Source organism: Bradyrhizobium sp. 61 (genome assembly GCF_023073075.1).
In the GTDB taxonomy this organism is placed as follows: Bacteria; Pseudomonadota; Alphaproteobacteria; order Rhizobiales; family Xanthobacteraceae; genus Bradyrhizobium; species Bradyrhizobium barranii.
This window is the reverse complement of the sequence record NZ_JADPIU010000014.1, coordinates 33,534-48,184: the sequence shown is the minus strand read 5'-3', so window position 1 is coordinate 48,184 and position 14,651 is coordinate 33,534. Positions and strand designations below refer to the sequence as shown.

At 64.8% G+C, this 14,651-nt stretch carries 13 protein-coding genes; 10 read left to right on the top strand and 3 right to left on the bottom strand.

Annotated elements, in window-relative coordinates; genetic code table 11:
• Nucleotides 1-293 precede the first annotated feature (293 nt).
• The 6 genes from IVB46_RS06275 to garD all read left to right on the top strand — a co-directional run bounded on the left by IVB46_RS06275 (nt 294) and on the right by garD (nt 8,261).
• A complete protein-coding gene (locus IVB46_RS06275; protein ID WP_247309186.1) occupies nt 294-1,649 on the top strand; it encodes an MFS transporter in 1,356 nt (451 codons plus the stop codon).
• Between the two features lie 122 nt (nt 1,650-1,771).
• Complete coding sequence (locus IVB46_RS06270) at nt 1,772-2,677, top strand: LysR substrate-binding domain-containing protein (protein WP_063982246.1); 906 nt, start codon at nt 1,772-1,774, stop codon at nt 2,675-2,677.
• Between the two features lie 130 nt (nt 2,678-2,807).
• Nucleotides 2,808-3,752, top strand: coding sequence for a 5-dehydro-4-deoxyglucarate dehydratase (gene kdgD / locus IVB46_RS06265; RefSeq protein ID WP_247309184.1), 945 nt, complete (start codon nt 2,808-2,810; stop codon nt 3,750-3,752).
• 26 nt (nt 3,753-3,778) lie between these two features.
• A complete protein-coding gene (gene gudD, locus IVB46_RS06260; RefSeq protein ID WP_247309182.1) occupies nt 3,779-5,122 on the top strand; it encodes a glucarate dehydratase in 1,344 nt (447 codons plus the stop codon).
• Nucleotides 5,123-5,141: 19 nt separating this feature from the next.
• Entirely contained in the window at nt 5,142-6,590 is a 1,449-nt protein-coding gene (locus IVB46_RS06255) for an aldehyde dehydrogenase family protein (RefSeq protein ID WP_247342328.1), read from the top strand.
• Between the two features lie 129 nt (nt 6,591-6,719).
• On the top strand, nt 6,720-8,261 hold the full coding sequence (garD, locus tag IVB46_RS06250) for a galactarate dehydratase (RefSeq protein ID WP_247309178.1): 1,542 nt from the start codon (nt 6,720-6,722) through the stop codon (nt 8,259-8,261).
• 17 nt (nt 8,262-8,278) lie between these two features.
• On the opposite strand, the gene IVB46_RS06245 is transcribed toward garD, so the two are convergent.
• Nucleotides 8,279-9,019, bottom strand: coding sequence for a hypothetical protein (locus IVB46_RS06245; RefSeq protein ID WP_247309176.1), 741 nt, complete (start codon nt 9,017-9,019; stop codon nt 8,279-8,281).
• 6 nt (nt 9,020-9,025) lie between these two features.
• A complete protein-coding gene (locus IVB46_RS06240) occupies nt 9,026-9,919 on the bottom strand; it encodes a MipA/OmpV family protein (RefSeq protein WP_247309174.1) in 894 nt (297 codons plus the stop codon).
• Nucleotides 9,920-10,267: 348 nt separating this feature from the next.
• Here IVB46_RS06240 and IVB46_RS06235 point away from each other — a divergent pair, with 348 nt between their 5' ends.
• The 3 genes from IVB46_RS06235 (at nt 10,268) to IVB46_RS06225 (ending at nt 12,771) form a co-directional block, all read left to right on the top strand.
• The gene (locus tag IVB46_RS06235; RefSeq protein WP_071912145.1) at nt 10,268-10,948 is read left to right on the top strand and encodes a response regulator transcription factor; all 681 of its coding nucleotides are present in this window, start codon (nt 10,268-10,270) and stop codon (nt 10,946-10,948) included.
• The gene (locus IVB46_RS06230) at nt 10,945-12,309 is read left to right on the top strand and encodes a HAMP domain-containing sensor histidine kinase (RefSeq protein WP_247309173.1); all 1,365 of its coding nucleotides are present in this window, start codon (nt 10,945-10,947) and stop codon (nt 12,307-12,309) included. Before IVB46_RS06235 ends, IVB46_RS06230 begins: the two co-directional genes overlap by 4 nt.
• Before the next feature lie 192 nt (nt 12,310-12,501).
• Nucleotides 12,502-12,771, top strand: coding sequence for a hypothetical protein (locus IVB46_RS06225; protein WP_247309171.1), 270 nt, complete (start codon nt 12,502-12,504; stop codon nt 12,769-12,771).
• 48 nt (nt 12,772-12,819) lie between these two features.
• Here the strand turns inward: IVB46_RS06225 and IVB46_RS06220 are convergent, their stop codons facing one another.
• The gene (locus tag IVB46_RS06220) at nt 12,820-14,013 is read right to left on the bottom strand and encodes a major royal jelly family protein (RefSeq protein ID WP_247342325.1); all 1,194 of its coding nucleotides are present in this window, start codon (nt 14,011-14,013) and stop codon (nt 12,820-12,822) included.
• Nucleotides 14,014-14,172: 159 nt separating this feature from the next.
• Here IVB46_RS06220 and IVB46_RS06215 point away from each other — a divergent pair, with 159 nt between their 5' ends.
• On the top strand, nt 14,173-14,589 hold the full coding sequence (locus IVB46_RS06215) for a helix-turn-helix domain-containing protein (protein ID WP_208087729.1): 417 nt from the start codon (nt 14,173-14,175) through the stop codon (nt 14,587-14,589).
• Nucleotides 14,590-14,651 lie beyond the last annotated feature (62 nt).

The window sequence follows — 14,651 nt, the reverse complement described above, 5'->3', positions numbered from 1 at the left end:
TGCGGCGTACTGGTTTCCCCGCTTGCCGCCTACGCTGAAGCTTCGGCGCCCCTAGACTGAAGCCCCGGCGAAGCCTTGGCGTAGCCGGGTCGCGGGGAATCCAGTGGTGTGCGGAGCACGACCTCGCGCATCACGATCGCACATTCTCGTCACCTCGTGATCGTTCCCCGCACCTGCCGTTCCATCGATCCAAAAACGGCATCGATCGATACTCCCTTGAACTTGGACACTTTGCCGCGCGCGCCTCTAGGAGTCGCAGTGAGGAAACATTTCGAGTTCTAAGGAGGCGCGTGATGAGCGCAGTGGTGTCGTCCGCAGTGGACGTGAGGAGGTCTCGCGTCAGGCTGTTCATCGTGACCATGTTGTTCCTGGTCACGACCGTGAACTATGCCGACCGCGCCACGCTGTCGATCGCGGGCCCCGCGCTCTCGAAGGAGCTTCATCTCGATCCCGTCGCCATGGGCTGGATCTTCTCGGCCTTCGGCTGGTCCTATGTCGCGGCGCAGGTGCCGGGCGGCTGGCTGCTCGACCGCTACGGCTCGCGCCTCGTCTATGCCTTCAGCATCATCGTCTGGTCGCTGTTCACGATGATGCAAGGCTGGGTCGGCTTCCTCAGCGCCGGCGCTGCCATCATCGTGCTGTTCGCACTTCGCCTCCTCGTCGGCGTCGCGGAAGCGCCCTCGTTCCCCGCCAACGCCCGCATCGTCGCGGCCTGGTTTCCCGGCAATGAGCGCGGCACCGCGTCGGCCTTCTTCAATTCCGGGCAGTATTTCGCCACCGTGATCTTCGCACCGCTGATGGGCTGGATCGCGCATGATTACGGCTGGCGCTTCGTGTTCTTCGTGATGGGTGGGCTCGGCGTCATCATGGGCCTGGTCTGGATCAAGACCGTCTACGGCCCGAAGGAGCATCCCGGCATCAACGAGGCCGAGTTCGATTACATCAAGGAAGGCGGCGCGCTGGTCGATCTCGATGCGCCCAAAAACGATCTGATGCAGGAGCGTGCGCCCGAGTCCGGCTCCGGCTGGGATCACATCCGCCAGTTGCTCTCCAACCGCATGATGCTCGGCGTCTATCTCGGCCAGTACTGCATCAACACGCTGACCTATTTCTTCCTGACCTGGTTCCCGGTCTACCTCGTCAAGGAGCGCGGCCTGTCGATCCTGCAAGCCGGCTTCGTCGCGACGCTGCCCGCGCTGTGCGGCTTCATCGGCGGCGTGCTCGGCGGCGTCATCTCCGACGCCATTCTGCGCAAGACCGGCTCACTGACGATGGCGCGCAAGATCCCGATCGTCGGCGGCATGCTGCTGTCGATGTCGATCATCGCCTGCAACTATGTCGACGGACAGGCGCTTGTGGTCGGCTTCATGGCGCTCGCCTTCTTCGGCAAGGGCATCGGTGCGCTCGGCTGGGCGGTCGTCTCCGACACCTCGCCCAAGGAAGCCGGCGGCGTCTCCGGCGGCCTGTTCAACACCTTCGGCAACCTCTCCTCGATCAGCACCCCGATCGTGATCGGCTACATCCTGGCCGCGACCGGCTCATTCAGCGGCGCACTGCTGTTCGTCGGCGCCAATGCGCTGGTGGCCGCGTTCGCCTATCTCGTGGTGGTCGGCAAGATCGAGCGGGTGGTGCTCAAACGTTCCTCCTGAGGGCTCCCACGGGAGCTTGACCAGGCAACTCAACGGCGGCTCCTCAGCCGCCGTCTTTGTTTTGGGGATGATCGATGCTAGAAGTGCCGGGGAAACGCCTTATCCATCTAAGGCATGTATCGATGTTCGACCTCAACCAGCTCCGCTGTTTCGTCACGGTGGCCGAAGAACTGCATTTCGGCCGCGCCGCCGCGCGGCTGAACATGACCCAGCCGCCGCTGTCACGGCAGATCCAGGTGCTCGAGCACATCATCGACGCGCCCTTGCTCGAACGCACCAGCCGCTCGGTGCGCCTGACCCCGGCTGGGCGCAGCTTCCTGCCGGAGGCGCGGCGCATCCTGAAGCTCGCCGAAAGCGCCTCGCAGGTCGCCCGCCGCATTGCGCTCGGCAAAACCGGCTCGCTGAAAATCGGCTTCACGGCGGCTGCCGCCTACGGCTTCCTCCCGGAGCTCGTCGCCGCCTGCCGCGCCAAGCTGCCCGAGGTCGATTTCTCGCTGAAGGAGATGGTGTCCGGTGATCAGTTCGAGGCGCTCAGCTCCGGCCAGATCGACGCCGGGCTGTTGCGGCCGCCGATAGCGCGCCCCGAAGTGGCCAGCCGCCGTGTCGTCGCCGAACCCCTGCTCGCCGCGATCCCGAAGAAGCATCCGCTGGCGAATGCCGAGACCATCACCATCAAGGACTTCGACGACCAGCCCTTCGTGATGTACTCGCCCTATGAGAGCCGATATTTCCACGATCTCCTGGTGGCGCTGTTCACCCGCGCCGACGTGCTTCCGCGCTATGTGCAGCATCTGAGCCAGATCCATTCGATCCTCGCCATGGTCCGCGCCGGCCTCGGCCTTGCCATCGTGCCGGCCGCGGCCGCGAGCCTGAAGATCTCCGACGTGCGGCTGCGGCCGCTGAAGCTGCGCACCCGCGTTCCCGTCGAGTTGTTCATGGTCTGGCGCCGCGACGACGAGAATCCGCTGCTCTCCGCGCTGGTCAAAATCGCCGGCGAATTGTCCTCGGCGGAGGTGGCGGACGATTGATGCTCAATCCGCATCGGTCGATATAGGCTTTGGCTTGGACGCGCATCGAACGGTCTCCTAAACAACGGCGCATGGACGCGCAGGCTTCGGCCCGCGTCCTCCACAACACGCAATTAAGGGAGCAGCGCCCATGAGCAAGATGACCCCGCAGGAAATGGCCCAGAAGATCGGATCGGGCCTCCTGTCCTTCCCCGTCACGCCCTTCAAGGCGGACTATTCGTTCGATGAGGCGACCTACCGCGCCAATATGGACTGGCTGTGCGGCTATGACGTTGCCGGCCTGTTCGCCGCCGGCGGCACCGGCGAGTTCTTCTCGCTGACGCCGACCGAGGTTCCGCAGGTGGTCAAGATCGCCGTCGACGAGACCAAGGGCCGCGTGCCCGTGCTCGCCGGCACCGGCTACGGCACCGCCACCGCGCGCGAGATCGCGATCGGCGCGGAAAAGGCCGGCGCCGACGGCCTGTTGCTGCTGCCGCCCTATCTGACCCATTCCGAGCAGGACGGCCTTGCCGCCCACGTGGAAGCCGTGTGCGCCGCCGTGAAGATCGGCGTCATCGTCTACAACCGCGACAACGCCATCCTGCAGCCCGATACGCTGGCGCGCCTCGCCGAGCGCTGCCCGAACCTCGTCGGCTACAAGGACGGCATCGGCGACATCGAGCTGATGACCCGCGTCTACACCAAGCTCGGCGACCGCCTCACCTATATCGGCGGCCTGCCGACCGCGGAAACCTTCGCACTGCCCTATCTCGACATGGGCGTGACGACCTATTCCTCGGCCGTGTTCAATTTCGTTCCGGAATTCGCCACCAACTTCTACGCCGCGGTGCGCAAGCGCGACCATGAGACGATCCATGCCGGCCTGAAGAACTTCATCCTGCCGCTGATCGCAATCCGCAACCGCAAGAAGGGCTATGCGGTCTCGATCATCAAGGCCGGCATGAACGTGATCGGCCGCGATTCCGGCCCGGTCCGCCCGCCGCTGACCGATCTCACCGAGCAGGAGGTTGCGGAGCTGACCGCACTGGTGAAGAATCTCCCCGCCATCCGATCGTCACAACAAGCTGCAGAATAACAGACAACAACAGGGAGGAGCGTGCGATGGCCCAGACTGAGGTTTCTGGCGCACCGGTCGTCACATCGATGCAGGTGATCCCGGTCGCGGGCCGCGACAGCATGCTCCTCAACCTGAGCGGCGCGCACGCGCCGTTCTTCACCCGCAACATCGTCATCCTCACCGATAATTCCGGACACACCGGCGTCGGCGAGGTGCCGGGCGGGCAAAAGATCTGGCAGACGCTCCAGGATGCCCGCGATCTCGTGATCGGCAAGACCGTCGGCGCGATGAACAACATCCTTGCCGACGCCCGCACGGCGTTCGCCGACCGAGATGCCGGCGGCCGCGGCAAGCAGACGTTCGACCTGCGCGTGATGATCCATGCGGTCACGGCGATCGAGTCCGCACTGCTCGATTTGCTTGGCCAGCACCTCAACCTGCCCGTAGCGGCGCTGCTCGGCGAAGGCCAGCAGCGCAAGAGCGTCGAGACGCTCGGCTATCTCTTCTTCGTCGGCGACCGGCGCAGGTCGAAGCTCGATTACACCAAGGGCGAGACCGGCAAGCCCGAATGGTTCAACCTGCGCCACCAGGAGGCGATGACGCCGGAGACCGTGGTGCGGCTCGCGGAAGCCACCCACGACCACTATGGCTTCGCCGACTTCAAGCTCAAGGGCGGCGTGCTCCGCGGCGAGCAGGAGATCGAGGCCGTCACCGCCATCGCAAAACGCTTCCCCGACGCACGCGTCACGCTCGACCCCAACGGCGCATGGTCGCTCGACGAGGCCATCAGCCTCTGCAAGGGCATGCACGGCATTCTTGCCTATGCCGAGGATCCCTGCGGCGCCGAAGCCGGCTTCTCGGGTCGCGAGATCATGGCCGAGTTCCGCTGTGCCACGGGCCTGCCGACCGCGACCAACATGATCGCGACCGACTGGCGCCAGCTCTCCCATGCGCTGCGCCTGGGCGCGGTGGACATTCCGCTGGCCGATCCCCACTTCTGGACCATGCAGGGCTCGGTGCGCGTCGCCCAGACCTGCCGCGACAACGGCCTGACCTGGGGCTCGCACTCCAACAATCACTTTGACATTTCGCTCGCGATGTTCACCCATGTCGGCGCCGCCGCGCCCGGCAAGGTCACCGCGATCGACACCCACTGGATCTGGCAGGACGGCCAGGCGCTGACCAAGGAGCCGCTCCAGATCAAGGGCGGCAAGATCGCCGTGCCCGAGCGGCCGGGCCTGGGCATCGAAATCGACCGCCCGGCCATCGAAACCGCGCATGAGCTTTACAAGAAGCATGGACTCGGCGCCCGCGATGACGCTACTGCCATGCAGGACCTGATCCCCGGCTGGACCTTTGACGACAAGCGTCCCTGCCTCGTGCGTTAAGAAAATCTCGGAGGACTACATGACTGCGATCCTGAAGAACTTCATCGGCGGCGAATGGGTCGACGGCTCCGGCGTCACCAAGAACATCAACCCCTCCAACACCAACGATCTCGTCGGCGAGTACGCCAAGGCCGACAAGGCGCAGACCGAGAAGGCGATCGCGGCAGCCAAGGCCGCCTTCCCCGCCTGGGCGCAGTCGACGCCGCAGGTGCGCTATGACGCGCTGAACAAGATTTCTCTCGAAATCCTCGCCCGCAAGGAAGAGCTCGGCCGCCTGCTCGCCCGCGAGGAAGGCAAGACGCTCCCCGAGGGCATCGGCGAGGTCGCCCGTGCCGGCCAGATCTTTGCATTCTTCGCCGGCGAGGCGCTGCGCCTGATCGGCGAAAAGGGTGCCTCGGTGCGTCCCGGTCTCGACGTCGAGCTCACCCGTGAGCCGGTCGGCGTCATCGGCATGATCACGCCCTGGAATTTCCCGATCGCGATCCCCGCCTGGAAGATCGCGCCCGCGCTCTGCTACGGCAACACCGTGGTGTTCAAGCCCGCCGAGCTGGTGCCGGGCTCGGGACATGCGCTGTCCGAGATCATCACCCGCTCCGGCATTCCCGCCGGCGTGTTCAACCTCGTGGTCGGCTCCGGCTCCGTGGTCGGCCAGACCCTGCTCGATCACCCGGATGTGGCCGCGATCTCCTTCACCGGTTCGGTGCAGACCGGCCGCAAGATCGCGCAGGCCTGCGTGCTGTCGAACCCGATGAAGAAGTTCCAGCTCGAGATGGGCGGCAAGAACCCGCTGGTCGTGCTCGACGACGCTGACCTCAAGACCGCCGTCGAAGTCGCCGTCAACGGCGCCTATTTCTCGACCGGTCAGCGCTGCACCGCCTCCTCCCGCCTGATCGTCACCGAAGGCATCCACGACCGCTTCGTTGCCGCTGTGGCCGAGCGCCTGAGCGGCCTGTCGGTAGACGACGCGCTCAAGGCTGGCGTGCATATCGGCCCCGTCGTTGACCAGAGCCAGCTCGACCAGGACCTGCGCTACATCAAGATCGGCCAGGACGAAGGCGCAAAGCTCGCCTTCGGCGGCGAGCTGCTCAAGCGCGAGACGCCCGGCCATTACCTCCAGCCGGCGCTGTTCACCGAGGCCAACAACAACATGCGCATCGCGCGCGAGGAGATTTTTGGCCCCGTCGCCGCCGTCATCCGCGCCAAGAACTACGAGGAAGCGCTGGCGATCTCCAACGACACCGAGTTCGGCCTCGCCTCCGGCATCTGCACCTCCAGCCTGAAATACGCCTCGCACTACAAGCGCAACAGCGAGTCCGGCATGGTGATGGTCAATCTGCCGACCGCCGGCGTCGACTATCACGTGCCGTTCGGCGGCCGGAAGGGTTCGAGCTACGGCGCCCGCGAGCAGGGCTCCTATGCGCGCGAGTTCTACACCACGGTGAAGACCGCCTATACCTATCCGGGCTAACCACGGGGAAGATATCGTAGGGTGGGCAAAGCGAAGCGTGCCCACCGCTTACGTTCGGTGTGAAGCAGGGTGGGCACGGCGCGTTGCGCCTTTGCCCACCCTACGACTTCAGCTTCTGAGGCAAAGCAGATGGACCAGGACGTCGCAGCGAAAGAGCAGCCACGCTACATCAAGCTCAACGAGCGCGACAATGTCGCGATCGTGGTCAATGATTTCGGGCTTCCCGCCGGCTCCCGCTTCGCCAGCGGGCTGACGCTGCGCGCCTTCGTGCCGCAAGGGCACAAGACAGCGCTGGTCGATATCGCGCAAGATCAACCGATCATCCGCTACGGCGAGGTGATCGGCCACGCGTTGTCGCCGATCCTGGCCGGCGAATGGGTCGACGAAGCGCGCATCCGCATGCCGGAGGCCCCTGCCCTCGACAAGCTGGAAATCTCGACCGCCGTCCCCGCGCCGCTGCCGCCCCTCGAAGGCTTCACCTTCGAAGGCTTTCGCAACTCCGATGGCTCGGTCGGCACCAAGAACATCCTCGGCATCTCCTCCTCCGTGCAATGCGTCAAGGGCACGATGGAATACGCCGTGAAGCGCATCCGCGCCGAACTGCTGCCGAAATACCCGAACGTCGACGACGTCGTGCCGCTGACGCACGCCTATGGCTGCGGCGTCGCCATCAATGCGCCCGATGCGGTCGTTCCGATCCGCACGCTGCAGAACATCGCGCAGAACCCGAATTTCGGCGGCGAGATTCTGGTCATCAGTCTCGGCTGCGAAAAGCTCGCGCCCGAGCGACTGGTGCCGGAGGGCGTCAGCGATGCCATCGTGCGTATGCAGGACGAAGCTTTCGACGGTTTTGGCGCCATCGTCGATGCGATCATGACCCAGGCTGAGGCCCGCCTGAAGATCCTCAACAAGCGCACCCGTGAGACCTGCCCGGCCGCCGACCTCGTCATCGGCCTGCAATGCGGCGGCAGCGACGCGTTCTCCGGCGTCACCGCCAACCCCGCGCTGGGCTTTGCGGCGGACCTGCTGGTGCGTGCCGGCGCGACCGTGATGTTCTCCGAGGTCACCGAGGTCCGCGATGCGATCCAGCTGCTCACGCGCCGCGCCATCAACGAGGATGTCGGCCGCGCGCTGGTGCGCGAGATGGCCTGGTACGACTCTTATCTCGCCCGCGGCGGCGCCGACCGCAGCGCCAATACCACGCCCGGTAACAAGAAGGGCGGCCTCGCCAACATCGTCGAAAAATCACTCGGCTCGATCGTCAAATCCGGCTCGTCCGCCATCACCGGCGTGCTCTCGCCCGGCGAGAAGGCGACCCAGAAGGGCATGCTGTTCGCGGCAACACCCGCCTCCGACTTCATCTGCGGCACGCTCCAGCTCGCCTCCGGCATGACGCTGCAGGTGTTCACCACCGGCCGCGGCACGCCCTATGGCCTGGCGGCTGCGCCCGTCATCAAGGTCGCGACGCGCACCGAGCTCGCGCGCCGCTGGAAGGACCTGATCGATTTCGATGCCGGCGGCATCGCCACCGGCGAGAAGACCATCGAGGAAACCGGCTGGGACCTGTTCCGCCTGATCCTCGACGTCGCCAGTGGCCGCACAAAGCCGTGGTCGGATCGCTGGGGCATCCACAACGACCTCACGCTGTTCAATCCGGCGCCGGTGACCTGAGGCCGGGCCAACCGGCCTCACTGACCGTCGATCAGGTGCATGTCGCCCAGCGTGACGGGCAAGCTGCGCGTGATGAGATCCGTGATCGCCGCGCGTAGCCGTTCGCTCGCAGCCGGCCCCTCGAACGTCGCGTCGATCGGCCCGCTGGGTCCGGCGAGCCGCATGGTTCCGGTGTTATCGAGCGGCGCGGCCGCCCGCTTCTCGATCACGTCGAACGACTTGCCGTCGATCACGCGCACCTCGTAGAGCGCGTGGATCAGGCCGTAGTCCGCAAGCAGCGTCCGATATTGGGCGAGCCCGATGCCCTCGACGTTGCGGCCGTTGCCGAGCTTCGATCTGGCCCGGGTGATGACGATGTACGCATCCAACCCCTGCGGCGCGACATCGCTGCGAACCAGTTCCTTGAACGGATCGCTGCGCAGGAGATTGACGGGCGCAACCGCCGAATCCCTGATCGCGGCAAACGCCGCACGCCGGTAGCTCACCGCCTGCACGCGAAAGCGTCCGCCGAGCAGCTTCGTCGCCTGCTGGACGATCAGCTCGTCCAGCCCCCATGCGCTGATCGAGAGGCTTTGCCCGGCGTTGCCGAGCGCAATCAGGCCGGCTTGCGTCAGGCTCATCTCCTCGCCGATGGCCGAGACGATGCCGACGGTCTTGATCGCCTGGAGCCGGGTCGCGCGCGTCTCGAACGCGGCGGCCGCGCCGAGGGCGATGCAAGCGACCGCCAGGCCAACCCATAGAAAAGAAATGCGGCGCATGGTGATCTATCGAATCCTGAAATCGAACGAATAGGACGCACCGAGGCCGATCGTCGTCTGGTTCGACGATCCCCGCAGCTTCACGAGCGGGCTGTTTGCGGCGTCGCCCAGCAGCTTCTCATACTCGACATAGGCATGGACTTCCCACTGCGGATTGATGCGATAGGAGATCTGGCTGCCGAAGCCGACCGAATGCGCACCGCCCCTAGCGTCGTACATCGGCAGTCCCGACGCCATCGCCTGCGTGGCGTCGACGCCGAAATAGGGCGCGGTCGCCTTGGTGCTTTTCCAGGTGAAGCGCGGGCCGGCCGAGATCGTGAGCCTTTGGATCAGCGGCACGATGACGTCGGCGGAGACATCGGCGACCGTGCCGGTATGGCCGCCCATGCCCTGGCGCAATTCACTGCGCAGGCGCAGCCAGTCGACCGGAAAATATTCGACGAACCCACCGAGCTCGTATGCGGCCTTGACGTCGCCAAGGCCGGTCAGCTCGGCATATTTGTCGCTCTTGCGCGACGCGACGTATTTGAACGCAGGGCCGGCGCGAAAATTGCCGACGTCGAGCAGCGCGATGCTGGCGCTGTCGCGGGGCCCGCGAAACTGGTCGACCGATCCGGCACGGCGAATGGAGAAGATCGGGATCGGCATGAGCTTCCCGTTCTTCGATCCGACGAAATCCGGCGTGTACTCTCCGCCGATGCCGACCATGACGGTCCAGTTGCCGGAAGGTGACGGCAGCATCGGCACGTCGAACGGCGGGGCTGGCAGTGTGAACGCCGTCTGCGCCGATGCCGACTGCGGGATTGCCAGGATCGCGCCGAACGCGGCGAGGAAGGCGGTCAGCAAGGTTTGCTGCGCTCTCGCCGCAGGATCGAGAGCGGCTTCGTCAAAATGCTTCATTTACGGGGCCCCGGACCGGCCTTGCTGGCCTGGTCGACTCGTGTGGTTAGGAGCCACAGCATGTGGTCCGGCAAAATTGCCCCAAGATTGCAAGGGGCAAGCAGCGCCCCGATCCATTCGCGGCGCATGCCGGGCGCGCCGCCGGATCAATATTGCCCGAACATTGCCGGGCCGCGCTCACGCTCCCAAACTTTGCGCGCTAGGGCCGGTCGGCGCCCGCGTTCCTGCCTTTTATTCGCCAAGCTCGCTGCCTTAATGGGAACCCTGCGCACGAGCCGGAACGCCAGACTTCGGCCAGGGAGCGTCACGCTCAGGGTCTTGTTGCCCCAGCAGAGTCAAGGACGTCCCGTGCGCTCCCTCGTAATCGAAGACGAACCGCAGATCGGCGCCTATGTCAGCCGCCTGCTCGGACAATTGCACGGCATTGTCGACGTCGTCGGCTCGATTGCCGATGCCCGTCAGGCGCTGGACAATTTCAAATATGATCTCGCGATCATCGACCGGATGCTGCCCGATGGAGATGCGCTCCAGGTGGTGACGGCGCTGAGCCGATCGGCGGACCGTCCCGCGATCATCATGCTGACCTCCAAGGACGCCAAGGAGGATGTCGTCGACGGTCTCAATGGCGGCGCCGACGACTATCTCGGCAAGCCGTTCGAGCCGCAGGAGCTCATTGCGCGGGTGCGCGCTGTGTTGCGGCGCCCCCGGCAGCTCGCGCCCTCGGTGCTGTCGCTCGGCAATGTCGAGCTGCATCTCGGCAGCAACGAGGCGGTGGTCGCCGACACGAAAATCCTGCTGCGCCGGCGCGAGGCGCTGATCCTCGGAGCGCTCCTGATGCGCCGCGACCGCGTCATCACCCGCGCCGCCCTGATCGAGGAGATCTACGGCTTCGACGACGAGATCGAATCCAACACGCTCGAAGCGCAGGTCTCGCGCTTGCGGAAGAAACTGACCGAGCTCGGCGGCGATGTCGAGATCCGCAGCATGCGGGGCATCGGCTACATCCTGCGGCTGGCAACACCGCGATGACGTCGATTGCCCGAACGTTTGCGCTGTCGCTTGGCATCGCCGCGACGACGATCTTCCTGATCATGCTCGGTGTCTTCATCTGGCGTTACCCGATGGAGGAACGCGAGTTCAGGGCTTGCCGCATTGTGGTCGCCGTTCTCGATCGCGCCACGGTGATCGAGGGGCAAAACCTGACGGTACGCCCGACTCCCGCCCTCGAGGAGCTTAAAGCGGACAGCCCGAACCTCTGGTACGTCTTGTCCGCGGGCGATCTGGTCAGCGAATACGGGAGCGAACGCCGGCCCACCCTCCCCTTCGCGTTTCCCTATCACGGGCCGATCGGCTCGTCCGTCTTCAGCACACTCGACCAGAAGAACACCTTTTGTCTCGCCGTCGTGCAACGGGGCCCGTTGCAGCTTACGATGATGGTCGGCGAACCCAAGGTTCGCTTCGGCCGGATTGCAAGGAACTTCCTTGTCCGCAGCATTTTCGCGATCATCACGCTGGCGCTGGCCTTTGCGGCGACGGTCGCCATCGGCTCAATGCTGGCCGCACGTTTCGTCTCGCGCGGCATCGAACGGGTGGCGCGTCGCGCGCTCGCGATCGACCCATCGGCCCCGCAGGGCCTGATATCCCTGTCCGAAGTCCCCACCGAGCTGAAGCCGCTGGTCGCGGCGCTGAACCGCGCCTTCGGCGAGATCGACGCCTACATCAGGATGCAACGCCGCTTTCTCGGCAACGCCGCCCATCAGCTGCGCACGCCGCTCACGCTGCTGCGCGCGAAAATCGAGGACGTGCCCGAGCCGGCGCTGAGGGTGGAATTGGTGCGCGACGTCCGCCGCTTGACGTCGCTGGTCTCCGCCATGCTTGACCTCGCGCGATTGCAAAATCACGCGATCGAGAAGCGACCGATCGATCTTGCCGAGATCACGCTGGACGTGCTGGCCGATTTCAGCCCCTCGGCGCTGGACGCCGACATAGAGCTTGCGCTGGAGCACGCCGAAGAAGGTCCGTTCCTGGTGCAGGGCGTCGACGCCGCGGTACGCAGTGCGCTTGCCAATCTCGTCGGCAACGCACTCATCCACGCCCATGGTGCGCGGCGCATCGTTGCGACGGTTAGCCGCGGCGACATCTCGATCGACGATGACGGCGCGGGCCTGCCCGACGGTGCGGAGCACAGGCTGCTCGAGCCATTTCAGACCGGCAACAGCGCGGGCGACGGCGCCGGCCTCGGCCTGTCGATCGTCCGCGAGATCATGGCCGCGCACGGCGGCGAGTTGGTCATCTCCTCCGCGCCGGGCCGCGGCACGACGATGAGCTTGCGCTTTTCCGAGGCCACCGCGACGACCAGATCGCCGCACCTCGATCTGCAAACGGGCTGACAAGTCGTTTCGAGCCTTCCGCGAAACCGTCCGGAAACATTGGCGCGGAAAACTTCTTCCGCGTTTCACGCCTGTCGCATCATGCAATCAAATAGATCCGCCGGCGGCGGTCGAATGTTCGCACGCAAGCGAACCTGGCACGGTATCGCCGCGACCAAACCTCCGATTGCCATCTTCCACGGAGATTTTCCAATGCGCGTTCTTTCGATGATTGCCGTTGCCGGCGCCATGATTGTGAGCTCGGCCGACGCATTTGCCGGCGAGCTTCCCTCTTACGAAGTGAAGTCGTTTCCGATTTCGACGACACAAGTGCAGGTTCTCGGCGGCGCCGGGGTCGAGGAGCAGTCGATTGCGCCCGCGATGATCGTCGCCGGCATGCCCGCCTCGCCCGCGCAGATGTCGGTGCTGTCGCCGCGCGTCAAGCGGCTGGCGAGCGCCAACGCCACGAGCGCAGAACGCTGAGACAGTTTTTGACCCCGGCTGCCCTTGCCGGGGTCGTAGCTCCCGCCGTCAGCGTGAGATATAGCCTGCAGCGATCGGCTTGAACCGATAGATCAGATACGGCGTCTTGTTTTCCGCCTTGCCGCCATGGAACATGGCGGCTGCGGAGACCTGAGACGCGGACACGTACATGTACCCGTCGGGAGAGGCAGTAATCCCGTCCGGCCACACCATGTCCGGATCGCTCAGGTAAGTGCGAAACTTCCGGTCGGCTCCTATGATTCCAATCGATTTGGTCTCGACCGCAGTCAGGTAGATGTTGCCCGCATAGTCGATCGACAGGCCGCCATTGTTCGGCTTGTCCGAGTAGCGTTCCACCCGCGCGCTCAGCTCTTCGGCGGGCAGCTTCTCATTGCCGAGGTCGGTGGCCTTGATGCGGTACAGCGACCGGCCGCTGAGTGGCGCGAAATAGACCCATTCGGACCTGGCATCCATCGTGATGCCGTCGCAGCCGACCTTGATGAGCGAAGGCTTGCCGTCCTTGCCAGGCACCGTCAGATCATTGCCATCCACGGTGATCGGCACATTTTCCGGGACGGTGGATCGATCGCCATCCAGCACGCGCCGGGCGGCACCCGTATCCATGTCGATGACGATGATCGCAGCGTGAGAGCCATCGCCACCGGGCCCGATGTTTTCGTCGGCGATGTAGAATTTCCGGTTCTTCTGGTCGATCACGATGTCCTGCGGCTGCGAGCCTTTCACGGTCACGGGCTCCGGCATGTAGTAGATGCGCTCCAGCCTGTTCGCGCGCGTGTTCCAGCCGACCAGCTTCGGCGTGATCTGCGTCCGGAATCCCATGTCGATGATCCACACGACACCGCTTTCGTCGGAACGAAGACCCAGGACGTTATCCAGGTACTGATCGGTGCCCTTTCGTGGCGTATTCCATTCCGCATTTGGAAACGGCTCGAACGTCGTCGGCGATGTCAGCCGCGCCACACGAACGTCGGGACTGAAGAATGGATGGTGACTGAAGATCAGCTGATTGTCCGGCGTAAACGCAATGTTGCCGACCGACTGAGGGAGCTTCGCGAAGATTTCCGCGTTGCCGCCTCCGCTCTCCGCACAGGCTGCGCCCGTGACGATTGCCGCCGACAGAAAAATGACAAGTCGAATTCCTCTCCTCACGCCTTCGCACCGGTCCCTCGCTTTGTTTTCAACGGTTATTCCGGCGCGCATGCGCCCGGCCCGCGCCGGCAACCGCCACAGGATTTCAATGCAGAGACCCAATGCGAGCCGAAGCGGTCGCTCGTTCATCACCGCCTCGCCAATATCGATCTTTGCGAGAGCCACGATGCGCGCTAATTTGGGGACTGACAATTACGCACAGGCCAGTCCTCTAGTATCACGGAGTGAACCATGCAGAAGCTCGGCAGCAAGACGTATGATTGTGCCGTGGGATGCCCCGTGGAGGCCACCCTCGATCTGATCGACGGCAAGTGGAAGGGCGTGATTCTCTATCACCTGCTCGACGATACGATTCGCTTCAACGAGCTCAAGCGGCGCCTGTCCCGGATCACGCAGCGCATGCTGACGCGCCAGCTCCGCGAACTCGAGGCGGACGGCCTCATTCACCGCGAGATCTATGCGGAGGTCCCGCCGCGGGTCGAGTATTCCCTGACGGCGCTTGGGCGCTCGCTCGAACCGGTCGTTCGCATGCTCTGGACATGGGGCAATCAGTATCTCGCGACGGAAGCGGCCCGTGCCGGCGCGGTCGACGGCGCCGTTTCGCTCTCGCCGCGGGTCAGACGGAGCCTGCCGGCAGGCCGCGCGTAGGCGGGCTCCTGCGTATCCACGATGCCTTGCAGCGACTGCAAGTAAATCGCACACGTCGATCA